Raw genomic sequence first — 15883 nt, forward strand, 5'->3', positions numbered from 1 at the left:
TCACACCACCTCGTCCTCGTGCAGGCGGGCGCGCAGGGCGCGCACCGCCGTGTGCAGCCTGCTCTTGACCGTGCCCTCCGGGACGCCGAGCTGTTCGGCGATGGACCGCACCGGCAGGTCGGCGTAGAAACGCAGCACGACCACCTGGCGCTGCGCGTCGGGCAGCTCGTCCAGGCCGCGGGCCACGGCGAGGGAGAGCAGGCTGGTCTCCTCGCCGGACGGGGCCTGTGCCGGGCGGAGCGACGCGAGGCGCTCCCCGAGCCGCTCCTGGCGGCGCTTGGCCCGGTGCCAGTCCATGGCGAGGTTGGAGGCGACCACCGCCGCCCACGCCGAGACGTCCCGCGGCGCCTCCCGACCGCTCGCGGCGCGTTCCAGCAGCCGCAGGCGGACCTGCTGCACCCCGTCCGGCAGGTCCGCCTGCGGTACCCCGCCCAGTGCGAGCACCGCCCGCACCCGGCGTTCCTGCGCCGCGTCCAGCGGGTCGTCGTCCGTGGCGGCGTACGACGACCCGCGGCCGCGCCGGATCCTTCCGCGCAGCACTGGCCACCCCCCTCACGCTGTTTCCCCTACGACGCCGCTCCCGCCCGGAACGTTCGACCGGGTCCTCCGGGTCCGGCCGAGGCGTATGTCACACCTCCGTGTGGCCGGGACCGGACCGGGCAGGGGACCTTCCGGCCCACGGCCCCCAAAGGCTGAATTTCTGCAGTTCACAGGGGTGGCGGCCGAAGGTCCGCAACCGGTGCTCGTCGCCGGGCTGTCCACTGGGCGGGCAGGATCCGCAAAGAATTGGACAGGCGGGCCGTGGTCGGCCGCATGATGGAAGAGCCTCGGCCAGGCATTCGGATACGAATCAGGACACAGTAGGGAGTCGCCGTGAGGGTCGGAATCGTCGGAGCCACCGGTCAGGTGGGTACGGTCATGCGCAGGATCCTCAAGGAGCGGAACTTCCCGGTCACCGAGCTGCGCCTGTTCGCCTCGGCCCGTTCGGCGGGCACGGAGCTGGACGGCGTGACGGTGGAGGACGCGTCGGCCGCCGACTACAGCGGCCTGGACATCGTGCTGTTCTCCGCGGGCGGCGCGACCTCGAAGGCGCTGGCCGAGAAGGTCGCCGCGCAGGGCGCGGTCGTGATCGACAACTCCTCCGCCTGGCGCAAGGACCCCGAGGTCCCCCTCGTCGTCTCCGAGGTGAACCCGCACGCGATCGCCGACCGCCCCAAGGGCATCATCGCCAACCCGAACTGCACCACGATGGCCGCGATGCCGGTGCTGCGTCCGCTGCACGCGGAGGCGGGCCTGAAGGCACTGGTCGTCGCCACGTACCAGGCGGTGTCCGGTTCCGGTCTCGCGGGCGTCGCGGAGCTGCACGGCCAGGCGCAGAAGGTGATCGACGAGGCCGACAAGCTCACCCACGACGGCGCGGCGGTCGACTTCCCCGAGCCCGGCGTCTACCAGCGCCCCATCGCCTTCAACGTGCTGCCGCTGGCCGGCAACCTCGTCGACGACGGCCTGAACGAGACCGACGAGGAGCAGAAGCTGCGCAACGAGTCGCGCAAGATCCTGGAGATCCCCGACCTCAAGGTCTCCGGCACCTGCGTGCGCGTCCCGGTCTTCTCCGGGCACTCCCTGCAGATCAACGCCCGTTTCGCCCGCCCGATCAGCGCCGAGCGCGCGACCGAGCTGCTGGCGGACGCCCCCGGTGTCGTCCTCACCGACATCCCCACCCCGCTCCAGGCGGCCGGCCAGGACCCGTCCTACGTCGGCCGGATCCGCCCCGACGAGACGGTGGAGCACGGTCTCGCCCTGTTCGTCTCCAACGACAACCTCCGCAAGGGCGCGGCGCTGAACGCCGTACAGATCGCGGAGCTGGTGGCGGCGGAGCTGAGCGCGTGACGCCGCGGGCATGACCGAGGGGGCGCCCGCCGAACGGGCGCCCCCTCGGTGCGTTCAGAGCGCCAGGCGCCGCCGCAGCGCCACGTCGATATCGGTCATGCGCTGTCGGGGAGGGGCGCCGACCCGCTGCCGCAGACGCTCCGGCGCGACGGCGCGCACCCGCTCGCACCGCGCCTCGGAGTCCTTGGGCGGACGACTTCCGTCAGCGCGCAGGAGAACTCGGAACGACGGGATCCGTGTGGTGTTCGACGTCGGCGGCACGACACTGACGACCCCTCGGCCGTTCCGCTCGACGGACTCGTCGGCCCCGTCGTCGGACACGATCACAGCAGGCCTGACCTTGTCGGCCCCGCTGCCCCCGGCCGGCTCCAGGTCCACCGGGTGGACGTCACCACGCCTCATCGGTGATCCCGTCTCCGCTCGTCCGGCCCCAGAGGGCGGCGTCCCCGCTCGCCTCCCACTCGGCGAACGCCTCGGTGTACTCCTGCACGAGCTGCGCCTGCCTCGGCGGCTCGATCGCGGCGTGCCTCACGGCCGACCTCGACTCGGCGTCGACACGCGCGGCGTACTCGTCGACGAAGGCGACATCCTCCTGGGGCAGGCCGACACTGGTCTTCATGCGGTCGAAGGTACTCACGGTGTGAACACCTCGGCCACCCGAGTGCGGGACCGCCGGTCGGACGCGCTCCGACAGGACCGGCACAGGGGAATCCCCATGATCCGGCTCGGTCATCGCCTCATCCCGACGCCGCGTGGAAGGATGGCGCAACCCACACATATCGAGGAGATGACCGCGTGCCTGGCACAAACCTGACTCGCGAAGAGGCGCGGCAGCGGGCGAAGCTGCTGACCGTTGACTCGTACGAGATCGATCTCGACCTCTCCGGCGCGCAGGAGGGCGGCACCTACCGGTCCGTGACCACGGTGCGCTTCGACGTCGCCGAGGACGGCGACGGCGCCGAGTCCTTCATCGACCTGGTGGCTCCCGCCGTGCACGAGGTGACCCTCAACGGGGACTCCCTCGACCCCGCCGAGGTCTTCGCGGACTCCCGCATCGCCCTGCCCGGCCTGCTGAAGGGCCGCAACATCCTCCGGGTGGAGGCCGACTGCGCGTACACCAACACGGGCGAGGGCCTGCACCGGTTCGTCGACCCGGTGGACGACCAGGCGTACCTGTACACCCAGTTCGAGGTGCCCGACGCCCGCCGGGTCTTCGCGAGCTTCGAGCAGCCCGACCTGAAGGCGACCTTCCGGTTCACCGTGAAGGCGCCGGAGGGCTGGACCGTCATCTCCAACTCGCCGACGCCCGAACCGCAGGAGAACGTCTGGCGGTTCGAGCCGACCCCGCGCATCTCGTCGTACATCACGGCGCTGATCGTCGGCCCGTACCACTCCGTGCACAGCGTCTACGAGAAGGACGGCCGGTCCGTCCCGCTCGGCATCTACTGCCGCCCGTCGCTGGCCGAGTACCTGGACTCGGACGCGATCTTCGAGGTCACCCGGCAGGGCTTCGACTGGTTCCAGGAGAAGTTCGACTACGCGTACCCGTTCGAGAAGTACGACCAGTTGTTCGTACCGGAGTTCAACGCCGGCGCGATGGAGAACGCGGGCGCGGTGACCATCCGCGACCAGTACGTCTTCCGGTCGAAGGTGACCGACGCGGCGTACGAGGTGCGCGCGGAGACCATCCTGCACGAGCTGGCCCACATGTGGTTCGGCGACCTGGTCACCATGGAGTGGTGGAACGACCTGTGGCTGAACGAGTCGTTCGCCACGTACACGTCCATCGCGTGCCAGGCGGCGGCGCCGGGCTCGAAGTGGCCGCACTCGTGGACGACCTTCGCGAACTCCATGAAGACCTGGGCCTACCGCCAGGACCAGCTGCCGTCCACGCACCCGATCATGGCGGACATCCGCGACCTGGACGACGTGCTCGTCAACTTCGACGGCATCACGTACGCCAAGGGCGCGTCGGTGCTGAAGCAGCTCGTCGCGTACGTCGGTGAGGACGCGTTCTTCCGGGGCGTGCAGGCGTACTTCAAGCGCCACGCGTACGGCAACACGCGCCTGTCCGACCTGCTGGGCGCGCTGGAGGAGACCTCGGGCCGCGATCTGAGGACGTGGTCGAAGCAGTGGCTGGAGACGGCCGGCATCAACGTGCTGCGCCCGGTGATCGAGACGGACGCCGAGGGTGTCGTCACCTCCTTCGCCGTCCGCCAGGAGGCCCCGGCGCTCCCGGCGGGCGCGAAGGGCGAGCCGACGCTGCGCCCGCACCGCATCGCCATCGGCGCCTACGACCTCGACGGGGACGGCAGGCTGGTGCGCGGCGAGCGCGTCGAGCTGGACGTCGACGGCGAGCTGACGGCCGTGCCGCAGCTGGTCGGCAAGCGCCGCCCGGCGGTCGTCCTGCTGAACGACGACGACCTGTCGTACGCGAAGGTCCGGCTGGACGAGGAGTCGCTCGCCGTCGTCACCGAGCACCTCGGCGACTTCGCGGAGTCCCTCCCCCGCGCCCTGTGCTGGGCCTCCGCCTGGGACATGACCCGGGACGCGGAACTCGCCGCCCGTGACTACCTCTCGCTCGTGCTGTCGGGCATCGGCAAGGAGTCCGACATCGGTGTCGTGCAGTCGCTGCACCGTCAGGTGAAGCTGGCGATCGACCTGTACGCCGACCCGAACGCCCGCGAGACCCTGCTGGCCCGCTGGACCGACGCCACGCTGGCCCACCTGCGGTCCGCCGAGCCGGGCGGCGACCACCAACTGGCGTGGGCGCGGGCGTTCGCGGCGACGGCCCGTACGCCGGAGCAGCTGGACCTGCTGGAGGGCCTGCTGGCCGGTACGCAGACCGTCGAGGGGCTGGCCGTGGACACGGAGCTGCGCTGGTCGTTCGTGCAGCGGCTGGCGGCGGTGGGCCGGTTCGACGAGGCGGAGATCGCGGACGAGTACGAGCGGGACAGGACGGCGGCCGGTGAGCGGCACGCCGCGACCGCCCGCGCGGCCCGCCCGACCGAGGAGGCCAAGGCGGAGGCGTGGGCCTCGGTCGTGGAGTCCGACAAGCTGCCGAACGCCGTCCAGGAGGCGGTCATCGCCGGCTTCGTCCAGACCGACCAGCGCGAGCTGCTGGCGCCGTACGCGGACCGGTACTTCGAGGTGCTGGCGGACGTCTGGGCGTCCCGTTCGCACGAGATCGCCCAGCAGATCGCGGTCGGCCTCTACCCGACCGTCCAGGTCTCCGGCGAGACCCTCGACAAGACGGACGCCTGGCTGACGTCCGCCGAGCCGGGCGCGGCCCTGCGCCGCCTGGTCTCGGAGTCCCGCGCGGGCGTGGAGCGCGCCCTGCGCGCCCAGGCGGCGGACGCGGCGGCGGGGACGGTCCGGTAACGCCGGTTCTCCGCGGGGGCACCCGGCGTGTTCACACCGGGCGCCCCTCCCTCGCACCGGGCCCAAAATAAAAGAACGGTCGTTCTTGACCGATCGTTCCCCTATCGCGTACCGTCCTGGCCATGGGACGACCACGCGCCTTCGACACCGATCAGGCGATCGGCACCGCGGCCACCCTCTTCGCCGCCCACGGCTACGAGGGCACCTCCGTGGACGACCTGGTCACCGCCACCGGCATCCACCGGGGCAGCCTCTACAAGGTGTTCGGGTCGAAGCGGAGCCTGCACCTGACCGTGCTCCGCAACCACCTGGACCACGAGATCCACCCGGCCACCGCCGCCATCGCCACCCTCACCGACCCCGAGCAGGCACTGACGACGGCCATCGCCTCGTACGACAACGGACCGGCCGCCGGGCTGCTCCTGCTCGCCGCCGCCGAACGCGCGCGCCACGACCGGGAGGTCGCCGCGCTGGTCGCGGAGGGCATCGCCGCACTGGAGGACGCCCTGCGCCCCTCCCACGGCGACGCCGCCCCCCGAATGGCCTCCACCGTCCTCGGCGCCCGCCTGCGGCTGCGCGCCGCCCGGCCGACCGCTTCCAAGGAGCACTGACCATGGCCCTGATCTCCGTCGACCGCGAACGCGGCCTGCTGACCGTCGAGTTCCAGGGGCTGGACAAGCTCTGGACGTTCAAGAGCCGCCTGGAGATCCCCCTCGCCCATGTGCGCGGCGCCACCCACGACCCCGGGATGGCGCGCGAACCGAAGGGCATACGGGTCGGCGGCACGCACTTCCCTGGCGTCATCACCGCCGGCCGTTTCCGGCGTGACGGGGAGCGCCTCTTCTGGGATGTGAAGAACCCGGACAAGGCGGTCGTCGTCGAGCTCGCCGACGCCGAGACCTACGACCGCCTCGTCATCGAGGTCGACGACCCCCGCGCCACCGTCGCCCTCGTCGAGCGGTCCGTCGCCCGCGACTGAAGCACGGTTCGTCCACCGTGACCCACGCGCCGGTCAGGCGCCCCGGGACCGTTCGGTGAGGGGGCGGCCGACGATCCGCCGGAGGGCGTCGACGCGCGTGCTGAAGGCCCGGCGGCCCCGGGGGCCGAGCTCGGGACGGGCCAGGTGATCTGCCCGGCCACCGTCGCGCCGAACGCCAGCGCCATGCCCGTCAGTTGCAGCGGGGTCAGCGTCTCGCCGAGGGCCGCCCAGCCGATCACCGCAGCCGTGAGAGGGCTGAGGGGACCGAGGAAGGTGACCTGGGTGGCGGTGAGGCGGCCGATGCCCCGGAACCAGAGCCAGTACGCGATCGCCGTGTTGGCCAGGGCGAGGTAGAGGTAGCCGCCGACCGCCGGGGCGTCCAGGGCGGGGGGCGCGCCCTCGGCCAGGACGGCGACGGGCGCGATCAGCAGGCCGCCGGCCGTCAGCTGCCAGCCCGTCAGGGCGAGCGGGCCGACGCCCTCCGGGCGGCCCCAGCGCTTGGTGAGAACGGTGCCGGCGGACATCGAGGCGGTGGAGGCGAGGGCCGCGAGGACGCCCGGCGGATCCAGTGCGCCCGCCGCCTTCAGGACCACCAGGCTGACGCCGGACGCGGCCGCGAACCCGGTGATCACGTTCCGCGCCGTCGGCCGCTGTCCCAGCAGCAGCGCCGAGAGGCCGACCACGAACAGCGGCCCGGCCGAGCCGACCACCGCCGCCATGCCGCCGGGCAGCCGGTACGCGGAGAGGAACAGCAGCGGGAAGAAGGCGCCGATGTTGAGCGCGCCCAGCGCGGTCGCCTTCCACCACCAGGCTCCGCGCGGCAGCACCCGGACGAGTGCGAGCAGGACGAGACCGGCGGGCAGGGCGCGCACCAGGCCGGTGAACAGCGGGCGGTCGGGCGGGAGGAACTCCGTGGTCACGGCGTAGGTGGTGCCCCAGGAGACGGGGGCGAGGGCGGTGAGCGCGATGAGGGTGGCGCGGTTCGCGGCCATGACGGGCACACCTCTTCCGGGTAGGTCAATGGCAAGTAGCTTAACAGCAAGCTACTTGCCATCAAGCTACTTGCCGTCGAGTTACTTTCTTGCGGGTGACCCGCTTCCGGCGGATACTCCTGCCATGACCGCAGAGCAGCGCCCCGAGGACCCCGTCGACGCGATCATCGAGCAGTGGGCGCGGGTGCGGCCCGACCTCGACACCACCGGCATGGAGGTCTTCGGGCGCGTCTTCCGGCTCGCGCGGGCCATGGGCGACCGGATGGAGAAGGCCTACGCCGCGTACGGGATCTCGCGCGGCGAGTTCGACGTCCTCGCCACCCTGCGCCGTGCCGGGGAGCCCTACACCCTCTCCCCCCGCCGGCTCTCGGCCACGTTGATGCTCACCACCGGCGGGATGACGGGCCGCCTCGACAAACTGGAGCGCGCGGGACTGCTGCGCCGCTCCCCCGACCCGCACGACCGCCGCGGCCTCCGGGTGACGCTCACCGAGGAAGGGCTGCGTCTGATCGACACGGCGGTCGGCGCCGGCCTCGCCGCCCAGTCCGAGGCGCTGTCCGCCCTGGACGGGGAACGGGCGGCGCACCTGGCCGGCCTGCTGCGGGAACTGCTGCTCGCGACGGAGAGGTAGCAGGCGGGGCGGCCCGCCGCCCGTCGGCCGCCGTGCGCGGCGAGGGGCGGGAAGCGGGAGGGGAGCGCGTCGGGGTCGAGTCGGAGCCGGTCGTACGGGCGCGGGCGGCCGAGCGGGCGGCCGACCGCCTCCGGTTCGTCGGCGGGGCCGCACACCTGGAGCTGTTCGAGGATGCGGGCGTGCGGGACGAAGGCGCGGGAGGGGTCGCCGGCGGCGGAGGCGCGCTTCCCGGCCACGGTCACGGTACGGGCGGCGCCGCCCGCCAGGGCCTCCTCGACGCCGCCCGTGAGGAGGGCGCGCCGCGACGGAACGCGCGAGGGCGCGTGCCGGCAGCGCGAAGGGCGCCGGCTCCGCGTACGGCGGTGACGGCGCCCTCGGAAGGCGGTGAGCCCCGGGTCAGGCCTTGGCTTCGGCCTTGGTGCTGATGTTGGAGCTGGTCGGGTCCTTCTTCTTGTGCGACTTGTCGCCGACCATCACCAGGGCGGCGATGATCACGAACAGCGCGATCGGGGCCACGACGTAGAGGCCCAGCGTCTCGATGACGCTCAGGCCCGTGCCGGGGTCGTCGCCGTCGTCGCGGGTGAGCGCGAGCGCGGGGGACGACATGAGCAGCATCATCAGCGTCGTACCGGCTGCCAGGGCGCCGGCGCGCAGGGCGTTCTTCTTGTCCACGGTGCCAAACTATCCAACGCCGTCGGGCTTCGCGCGCGCGGGGTGCCTTATGACGCGACCGCGGGCGGTCGCGCCTCCCCCAGTGCCTCGAGGGCCTGGGAGGTACCCCCAGGGCGGCACAGGTGGGCGCGGGGGCACCCCGCAAGCGCCGGGTCGCGCGAACACCCCCCGACCGGCCTGGACACCGCCCGACGCGTCACCCCCTCAGCACCTCCATCAGCGCCCGGAGTCTCGCCGACGCCGTCAGCTCCTCCAGGGTCACCGGCCTTCCCCGCGCGTCCGCGATCGGCAGCCGCCAGTTCGGGTACTGGTCCCAGGTGCCGGGCAGGTTCTGCGGGCGCCGGTCGCCGACGCCGTCGGGGAGCCAGAGCCCGACCATCCGCGCCGGCGTCCGCAGCAGGTACCGGTGGACGGCCCGGATCTCGGCCTCCTCGGAGGCGCCCGCCTCCATCAGCCCCAGCCGCACGAACAGCTCCCGCCACTCCGCCGTGTCGGCCGCCGCCTCCGCCCGCTCCTCCGCCGCCGGGCGCGTGAGCAGCCCCAGGCCGTCCCGGAGCTCCACGTGTTCACCGCTGAGCCGGGCGGCCGTGGGCGGCAGGTCGTGGGTGGTGGCCGTGGCCAGGCAGTCCGCGCGCCAGGCGTCCGGCGGCAGCGGGCGGCGGTCGCCGTCCCAGTCCCGTTCGAACCACAGCACCGACGTGCCGTACACGCCCCGTTCGCGCAGCGCCTCGCGCACGCCGGGCTCGACGGTGCCCAGGTCCTCGCCGATCACCGTCGCCCCGGCCCGGGACGCCTCCAGGACGAGGACGGCGAGCATCGCCTCGGCGTCGTAGCGGACGTAGGTGCCCTCCGTGGGCGGGTGGCCCTCGGGGACCCACCAGAGCCGGAACAGGCCCATGACGTGGTCGACGCGCAGGGCGCCCGCGTACCGGAACAGGCCCCGCAGCAGGGCGCGGAAGGGGGCGTACCCGGAGCCGGCGAGCCGGTCGGGGCGCCAGGGCGGCAGGCCCCAGTCCTGACCGCGCGCGTTGAAGGCGTCCGGGGGCGCGCCGACGGACATGCCGGCCGCGAAGTACTCCTGCTGCGCCCAGGCGTCGGCGCCGCCGGGGTGGACGCCGACGGCGAGGTCGTGGACGATCCCGACCGGCATCCCGGCCTCGCGGGCGGCCCGCTGGGCGGCGGTGAGCTGGGCGTCGGTGAGCCAGACGAGCCGGGAGTGGAAGTCGACGCGGTCCGCCAGCTCGCGCCGGGCACGGGCGGTCCCGGGCGAGCGCGGGTCGCGCAGCGGGGCGGGCCAGCGGTGCCAGTCGGCGCCGTGGACCTCGGCGAGCGCGCACCAGGTGGCGTGGTCCTCCAGGGCCCGGCCCTGTCCGGTGCGGAAGTCGTCGTAGGCGGCGCGGCGGCCGGGTCCGAGCGGGACCCGGTGCACCAGTTCCAGGGCCTCCCGCTTGGCCTCCCACACGGCGTCCCGGTCGATCAGCGCGCCCTTCTCCAGCACCGCCTCGCGCAGCCGTCCGGCCCGCTCCAGCAGGGCGCGCACGCGGCCCTGGTCGTCGACGTACGCGAACTCGGGGACGTCCTCGATCCGCAGGTGGACGGGGTCGGGGAAGCGGCGGGAGGAGGGGCGGTAGGGGGAGGGGTCGGTCGGCGGGCCGGGGACGGCCGCGTGCAGGGGGTTGACCTGGACGAATCCGGCGCCGAGGGCGCGCCCGGCCCAGCCGGCGAGTTCGCCGAGGTCGGTGAGGTCGCCCATGCCCCAGGAGCGGCGGGAGAGCAGCGAGTAGAGCTGGACCAGGAGTCCGTACGAGCGTCCGGGCGGCGCGGGCAGCCCGGCCGGGGCGACGATCAGGTGGGCGCGCGCGGTGCGGCCGTCGGGGGCGGTGGCGGTCACCTCGTGCACGCCGGGCGGGAGGTGGTCGGCGGACGCGCGGGTCCCGCCCTGTTCGGTGACCACGTGCAGCCGGGTGCCCTCGGGGAGGGCGGCCAGGGCGGCGGGGGTGCGGGTGTCCCAGCCGACCACGGTGGGGGGCAGCAGCCGCTCGCCGAGTTCGCGTTCGCGGGCGGCGAGGGCGGCGCGGACGGCCTTCGGGGTCGTCGCGTCCACGCCGAGGGCGGCCAGCGCGAGGGTGACGGCGGTGGCCGAGGCCGCGACCGTGCGGTCCGGGGCGGGGCGGTAGGAGGTGGCGACGCCGTGGAGGGCGGCGAGCCGGGCCAGGTCCTCGGAAGGGGGCTCGGCCGGCCGTGGCGCGCCCACCCTAGGGCTCCGGGCTGTACTGGGCCGGGAAGGCGTCGAGTCCGGAGGAGTCCGAGGAGTCCAGGAAGGCGTCGGACTCGCTGGTCAGGGGGGAGGCGTCGGCGAGCGGCGGTTCGCTGGTGAGGGGTTCGGCGTCGGGCAGCGGGGGTTCGCTGGTCAACGGGACCTCGGCGCAGGACCCTTCCGCGCTGAAGACGCAGAAGTGGAGCTCCTCGACGTCGGCGGAGGGCTCCGCCGCGGGTTTGGACGGGGCGGGGGAAGGAACGTAGGCGGGTGCAGCCACAGATGGCCTCCTCGTCGGGCACGGCGCGGATCACGCGGGGCGTGCGGGTCGTGCGGGTTGTCTGGCAGCCCTACCCCGTGGGCGCGGCGCCAGACGCGCAAAGCCTTCCAACGTGATCCTGGTCATATTCTCTCCACTCCCTCCCCTTTCCACGGTGGGACAAATACGCCACATCGTCCACTCTCATTGACACGTTCACCGCAGAAATGGTGGGCTCGGGTTCTCCGGTAACGGAATGGACACGGCCGCACCGGCCACCGGGCCGGGCGGCCCGTCGAGCAACCAGGAGGGCCCTGTGCAGCTGCGGCGTGGGAGGACGGCGAACGCCAGGAGGGCCGCCCTCGCCCTCGCCGTCCTCACCGGAACCCTGGGCGCCGGGCCGCTGGGCGCCGTGCCCGTCGCGGTGGCCGCGCCGCCCGCGCCGGGCGCCACCACGGCCCCGGCCGCCGACACGGCGCGCACGGCGGAGCCGTCCGTGTGGCCGCGGCCCCACTCGCTGCGCGCGAACGGCGCCCCGGTCCCGGTGACCGAGGAGGTCGCCCTGGTCACGGACGCGACGGCCGACGCGTACGCCCTCGACGCGCTCCGCGCGCTGCTGCGGGAAGCGGGCGCACGCCGGTTCACCGCCCCCGGCGCACCGGTGCCCGAGGGGGCGCTCGTGGTGCGCGTGGGCCGGGAACGCGCTTCGGCCGACCCCCGGCACGCCCTGCCCGCCGGGGGGTACGCGCTGACCGTCGGCAAGGGCGCCGTCTCCCTCTCCGGCGCGGACGGCGACGGCCAGTTCCACGCCGTGCAGACACTGCGCCAGCTGCTGCGCCCGGACGGCGCCACGCTCACCGCGGCCGTCGTCCGCGACTGGCCCGGCACCGCCGTGCGCGGCATCACCGAGGGCTTCTACGGCGTCCCGTGGACGCACGGGCAGCGGCTGGCCCAGCTGGACTTCATGGGCCGCACCAAGCAGAACCGGTACCTCTACGCGCCCGGCGAGGACCTCCACCGGCAGGCCCGCTGGCGCGAGCCGTACCCGGCGGAGCGGCGGGCGGAGTTCCGGGAGCTGGCCGAGCGGGCGCGCGGCAACCACGTCACGCTCGGCTGGGCGGTGGCGCCGGGGCAGGCGATGTGCTTCGCCTCGGACGACGACCTGCGGGCGCTGACCCGCAAGCTCGACGCGATGTGGGCGCTGGGCTTCCGCGCCTTCCAGCTGCAGTTCCAGGACGTGAGCTACAGCGAGTGGCACTGCGGGGCGGACGCCGACCGGTTCGGGTCGGGACCCGGCGCCGCCGCCCGCGCCCAGGCGCACGTGGCGAACGCGGTGGCCCGGCACCTGGCGGAGCGTCACCCGGGCTCCGTCGCCCTGTCCCTGATGCCCACCGAGTTCTACGAGGAGGGCTCGACGGCGTACCGGCGGGCCCTGGCGGAGGAACTGGACGCGGGCGTCGAGGTGGCGTGGACCGGGGTCGGGGTGGTGCCGCGCACCATCACGGGCGGCCAGCTGGCCGAGGCGCGGGAGGTGTTCGGGCACCCGCTGGTGACCATGGACAACTACCCGGTGAACGACTACGCCCCCGACCGGCTCTTCCTCGGCCCCTACCAGGGCCGCGAGCCGGCCGTCGCCGCGGGCTCGGCCGCGCTGCTCGCCAACGCGATGGAGCAGCCCGAGGCGTCCCGCGTCCCGCTGTTCACCGCCGCCGACTTCGCCTGGAACCCGCGCGACTACCGCCCCCAGGAGTCCTGGCGGGCCGCGATCGCCGACCTCGCCGGCGGTGACGCCCGGCGCGGGGAGGCCCTGAGCGCGCTCGCCGGGAACACCGCGTCCTCGGTGCTGGGCGGCGAGGAGTCGGCGTACCTGCGGCCGCTGATGGAGGCGTTCTGGCGGACCCGTGCGACCGCCCGCGGGACGGCCGAGACGCGGGAGGCCGGGCGGCTGCGGGCGGCCTTCGCCGTCCTGCGCGAGCTGCCCGAGCGGCTGTCCGGGACCGGGCTCGCCGCGGAGACCGGCCCGTGGTCCCAGCGGCTGGCCCGGTACGGCGAGGCGGGCGCCACCGCCCTGGACCTGCTCCGCGCGCAGCAGGGCGGGGACGCGGGCGCCGCCTGGACGGCGTACCGGCGGCTGGGCGAGCAGCGGGCGCGGCTCGCGTCCTCACGGGCGACGGTCGGCGAGGGCGTGCTGGACCCGTTCCTGAGCCGGGCGCGGAAGACGTACGAGAGCTGGGCGGGCATCGACCGCGAGCCGCCGGCGCGGCCCGGCGGCGACCGCGTCCTCGACCTGCCGCGCGCCCGCGCGATGGACGCCGTGACGGTGCTCACCGAGCCCGGCACGGAAGGGACGGTGGAGGTCCGGGTGCCCGGTGAGGGGTGGCGCCGCCTCGGCGCGCTGTCCTCGACGGGCGCCACCGAGCTGCGGCCCGGCGACGATCCGGTGGACTCCGTCCGGGTCACCGGCGCCGACGCCTCCCGGGTGCGGCACCTGGTCCCCTGGTACGCGGACGCGCCCGCCGCCTCCCTGGGGCTGTCCGAGGACCGTGCGGACACCGACATCGGCGGCGCCCGGCGGCTGACGGTCTCGGTCGGCTCGCTGCGCCCCGACGAGGTGCGCGGCAAGTTGACCGTGACGGCGCCGAAGGGGGTCGGGGTCCGGGTGCCGAAGGACGCGCTGACCGCCCCGCGCGGCACGCCGGTGGAGGTGCCGGTCGAGGTGACCGTGGCGCCGGGCACGCCGACCGGTTCGTACGAGGTGCGGCTCGGCTTCGGCGGGGCGACCCGCACGCTGACGGTCCACGCCGTCCCGCGCACCGCCGGCCCGGACCTGGCCCGCGCCGGGCGGGCGAGCTCCTCGGCCGACGAGACGCCCGACTTCCCGGCCGCGGCGGCGAACGACGGCGACCCGGAGACACGCTGGTCGTCGCCGGTCGAGGACGACGCCTGGTGGCAGGTCGAGCTGGAGCGCCCGGTGCGGCTGGGAAAGGTCGCGCTGCACTGGCAGGAGGCGCACCCGTCGGCGTACCGCGTGGAGGTGTCGGCGGACGGCCGCACCTGGCGCACGGCGGCGACGGTGCGGGACGGCCGCGAGGGCCGGGAGACCGTCCGCATGGACGAGCCCGGCGTCCGCCACATCCGCGTCCAGGGCGAGAAGCGCGCCACGCGGTACGGCTACTCGCTGTGGTCGGTGGAGGCGTACGCGGTCGCCCGGTGACCGGGCCCGCCACCGTCGTGCACACCGCCGTGAACCGGGAGCGCCTGAGCCGTCGATAGACGGGGTGTGAGACTGTTCCGCCCCGTGGGGGGCCACCGGGAGAAGGACGGGGGTGACTCCGACGCGGCGCTGCTCGAGGCGGTCGCGGGCGGGGACCCCGCGGCGATGGCCGCGCTGTACGACCGGCACGCGGGGTGGCTGCACGCCCGGCTGAGCCGGCGCTGCTCCGATCCCGAGACCGTGCGGGAGGTGCTCCAGGACACGTTCGTCACGGTGTGGCGTGCGGCGGACGCGCACCGCGGCGAGCAGGCCGGCGGCTGGCTGTGGACCATCGCCGCGCGGCGCCTGGTCGACGCGTTCCGGGCGCAGGAGCGGGCCGCGCGGCTGCGCACGGCGCCGATGGAGGAGGCGTGGGACGGCGGCGCGCCGGCCGGGGCCGCGTCGCCCTCCGCCGAGGACCGGGTGCTGGCGGGCCTGGAGTACGGGGACGTGGGCACCGCCCTCGACCGGATCTCGCCCGAGCTGCGGGAGGTGCTGCGCGCCACGGTCGTCGACGGGCTGAGCACCCGGGAGACCGCGCGGCTGCTGGGCATCCCTGAGGGGACCGTCAAGTCCCGTGCGACGCGCGCCCGGGCCGAGCTCCGGGCCGTCCTCGCCCGGATGAGCCCGTCGCCGATGGGAGGCCCGGCATGAACGACTGGCACGCGTCCGACCACCTCATGACCCGCTACGCCGACGGCTCCCTGCCGGAGTCGGACGCCTGGTCGCTGGAGACGCACCTGGAGCGCTGCGGCGGCTGCGCGGTGCGGGTCTCGCGGGCGGTGCGCGCGACGGCGGCGGAAGCGGTCCTGGCCGAGGTCCGCGAGGCGGTCCTGGCCGAGGCGCCCGCGGCGGCGCCCGCGCCGGCGCCCGAGCGCCCCGCCGCGGCCCGGGCACACCGGTGGCCGTCCACCGGTTCGAGGGCCGTGCGCGTGCTGTGGGCCCTGGGGCCTGCCGTACGCGGCGCCTGGCTGCCCGCCGTGCTGCTCGTCGCCGTCGGCGCCGTCGCGCTCGCCCACGGGGGCGGCTTCGCCCACGCACGGCCCTGGCTGCTGGCCCTCGCCCCGGTCGTGCCGGTCGCCGGGGTCGCCCTGTCCTACGGGCCGCACGCCGACCCGATGCACGAGATCACCGCGGCCACGCCCGCGGCCGGGCTGCGGCTGGTCCTGACGCGCACGGCCGCCGTACTGGCGGTGAGCCTGCCGCTGCTGACCCTCGCCGGGGCGCTGCTGCCGTCCACGGGCGCCCCGAACGCCGCCGCCTGGCTGCTGCCCGGTCTCGCGCTGACCCTCGCCTCCCTGGCCCTCGCCGGATACGTCGGCCTGCGCGCCGCCACGGCCGTGACCGGCGGCGCCTGGCTGTGCGCCGTCCTCGGTCCGGTGCTCACCGCACCGGGCGGGCTCACCCGTGAGCTGGGCCTGCGGCTGTCCTCGTACCTCGGCGGCGCCCCGGCGCAGGGCGGCTGGGCGGCCGCGGCCGTCCTGTCCGCCGCGCTGCTGGCCGCGCGCCGCCCCGCCTTCCACTTCCTGGAGAAGAGTTGAGCCCGGTTTCGCACCTCGCCTCCCGTCC

The 15883-nt window shown here is 74.8% G+C and carries 15 protein-coding genes; 8 read left to right on the top strand and 7 right to left on the bottom strand.

Features of this window, described 5'->3' with window-relative positions; genetic code table 11:
- Complete coding sequence (locus ADK41_RS24920) at positions 1-540, bottom strand: RNA polymerase sigma factor (RefSeq protein WP_030818487.1); 540 nt, start codon at positions 538-540, stop codon at positions 1-3.
- A 333-nt stretch (positions 541-873) separates the two neighbouring features.
- On the opposite strand from ADK41_RS24920, the gene ADK41_RS24925 reads away from it, so the two are divergent.
- Positions 874-1890: an aspartate-semialdehyde dehydrogenase gene (locus tag ADK41_RS24925; protein ID WP_030818489.1), complete on the top strand. Its 1017-nt coding sequence runs from the start codon at positions 874-876 to the stop codon at positions 1888-1890.
- 54 nt (positions 1891-1944) lie between these two features.
- Here ADK41_RS24925 and ADK41_RS24930 read toward each other — a convergent pair whose 3' ends face one another.
- Both ADK41_RS24930 and ADK41_RS24935 read right to left on the bottom strand, forming a co-directional pair.
- Positions 1945-2292, bottom strand: coding sequence for a type II toxin-antitoxin system PemK/MazF family toxin (locus tag ADK41_RS24930; protein ID WP_030818491.1), 348 nt, complete (start codon positions 2290-2292; stop codon positions 1945-1947).
- Entirely contained in the window at positions 2279-2509 is a 231-nt protein-coding gene (locus tag ADK41_RS24935; RefSeq protein ID WP_030818493.1) for a hypothetical protein, read from the bottom strand. The genes ADK41_RS24930 and ADK41_RS24935 overlap by 14 nt, the downstream gene beginning before the upstream one ends.
- Positions 2510-2685: 176 nt before the next feature.
- Between ADK41_RS24935 and pepN the strand changes: the two genes are divergently transcribed.
- From pepN to ADK41_RS24950, 3 genes are all read left to right on the top strand, one after another.
- On the top strand, positions 2686-5271 hold the full coding sequence (gene pepN, locus ADK41_RS24940) for an aminopeptidase N (RefSeq protein ID WP_030818495.1): 2586 nt from the start codon (positions 2686-2688) through the stop codon (positions 5269-5271).
- Positions 5272-5393: 122 nt separating this feature from the next.
- Positions 5394-5882 carry a TetR/AcrR family transcriptional regulator gene (locus tag ADK41_RS24945; RefSeq protein ID WP_037803111.1) on the top strand — a complete coding sequence of 163 codons (489 nt, stop codon included), beginning with the start codon at positions 5394-5396 and terminating at the stop codon, positions 5880-5882.
- A gap of 2 nt (positions 5883-5884) precedes the next feature.
- Positions 5885-6250, top strand: a complete 366-nt coding sequence (locus ADK41_RS24950) for a hypothetical protein (protein WP_030818499.1) — start codon at positions 5885-5887, stop codon at positions 6248-6250.
- On the opposite strand, the gene ADK41_RS24955 is transcribed toward ADK41_RS24950, so the two are convergent.
- Positions 6172-7242 carry an EamA family transporter gene (locus ADK41_RS24955; protein ID WP_078661739.1) on the bottom strand — a complete coding sequence of 357 codons (1071 nt, stop codon included), beginning with the start codon at positions 7240-7242 and terminating at the stop codon, positions 6172-6174. The two genes, ADK41_RS24950 and ADK41_RS24955, sit on opposite strands and share 79 nt — an antisense overlap.
- A gap of 124 nt (positions 7243-7366) precedes the next feature.
- Between ADK41_RS24955 and ADK41_RS24960 the strand changes: the two genes are divergently transcribed.
- Positions 7367-7873, top strand: a complete 507-nt coding sequence (locus tag ADK41_RS24960; protein ID WP_030818503.1) for a MarR family winged helix-turn-helix transcriptional regulator — start codon at positions 7367-7369, stop codon at positions 7871-7873.
- Between the two features lie 396 nt (positions 7874-8269).
- On the opposite strand, the gene ADK41_RS24965 is transcribed toward ADK41_RS24960, so the two are convergent.
- The 3 genes from ADK41_RS24965 to ADK41_RS24975 all read right to left on the bottom strand — a co-directional run bounded on the left by ADK41_RS24965 (position 8270) and on the right by ADK41_RS24975 (position 11082).
- On the bottom strand, positions 8270-8545 hold the full coding sequence (locus ADK41_RS24965) for a hypothetical protein (protein WP_030818505.1): 276 nt from the start codon (positions 8543-8545) through the stop codon (positions 8270-8272).
- Positions 8546-8741: 196 nt separating this feature from the next.
- A complete protein-coding gene (gene malQ, locus ADK41_RS24970; RefSeq protein WP_030818507.1) occupies positions 8742-10799 on the bottom strand; it encodes a 4-alpha-glucanotransferase in 2058 nt (685 codons plus the stop codon).
- Between the two features lies 1 nt (position 10800).
- Positions 10801-11082: a hypothetical protein gene (locus ADK41_RS24975; RefSeq protein ID WP_030818509.1), complete on the bottom strand. Its 282-nt coding sequence runs from the start codon at positions 11080-11082 to the stop codon at positions 10801-10803.
- Between the two features lie 295 nt (positions 11083-11377).
- Between ADK41_RS24975 and ADK41_RS24980 the strand changes: the two genes are divergently transcribed.
- From ADK41_RS24980 to ADK41_RS24990, 3 genes are all read left to right on the top strand, one after another.
- The gene (locus ADK41_RS24980; RefSeq protein ID WP_053670305.1) at positions 11378-14275 is read left to right on the top strand and encodes a beta-N-acetylglucosaminidase domain-containing protein; all 2898 of its coding nucleotides are present in this window, start codon (positions 11378-11380) and stop codon (positions 14273-14275) included.
- Between the two features lie 66 nt (positions 14276-14341).
- Positions 14342-14968 carry an RNA polymerase sigma factor gene (locus ADK41_RS24985; protein WP_199822351.1) on the top strand — a complete coding sequence of 209 codons (627 nt, stop codon included), beginning with the start codon at positions 14342-14344 and terminating at the stop codon, positions 14966-14968.
- A complete protein-coding gene (locus ADK41_RS24990; RefSeq protein ID WP_030818513.1) occupies positions 14965-15855 on the top strand; it encodes a zf-HC2 domain-containing protein in 891 nt (296 codons plus the stop codon). The genes ADK41_RS24985 and ADK41_RS24990 overlap by 4 nt, the downstream gene beginning before the upstream one ends.
- Positions 15856-15883: the final 28 nt, after the last annotated feature.

Origin of the sequence: Streptomyces caelestis, from assembly GCF_001279005.1 — a bacterium.
GTDB classification, from domain to species: Bacteria; Actinomycetota; Actinomycetes; order Streptomycetales; family Streptomycetaceae; genus Streptomyces; species Streptomyces heliomycini.

Excerpts from the sequence above, each read along its gene's own strand:
- ADK41_RS24930 (WP_030818491.1), bottom strand. The coding sequence starts at position 2,292 with ATGAGGCGTGGTGACGTCCACCCGGTGGACCTGGAGCCGGCCGGGGGC.
- ADK41_RS24935 (WP_030818493.1), bottom strand. The coding sequence starts at position 2,509 with ATGAAGACCAGTGTCGGCCTGCCCCAGGAGGATGTCGCCTTCGTCGAC.
- ADK41_RS24945 (WP_037803111.1), top strand. The coding sequence starts at position 5,394 with ATGGGACGACCACGCGCCTTCGACACCGATCAGGCGATCGGCACCGCG.
- ADK41_RS24950 (WP_030818499.1), top strand. The coding sequence starts at position 5,885 with ATGGCCCTGATCTCCGTCGACCGCGAACGCGGCCTGCTGACCGTCGAG.
- ADK41_RS24955 (WP_078661739.1), bottom strand. The coding sequence starts at position 7,242 with ATGGCCGCGAACCGCGCCACCCTCATCGCGCTCACCGCCCTCGCCCCC.
- ADK41_RS24960 (WP_030818503.1), top strand. The coding sequence starts at position 7,367 with ATGACCGCAGAGCAGCGCCCCGAGGACCCCGTCGACGCGATCATCGAG.
- ADK41_RS24990 (WP_030818513.1), top strand. The coding sequence starts at position 14,965 with ATGAACGACTGGCACGCGTCCGACCACCTCATGACCCGCTACGCCGAC.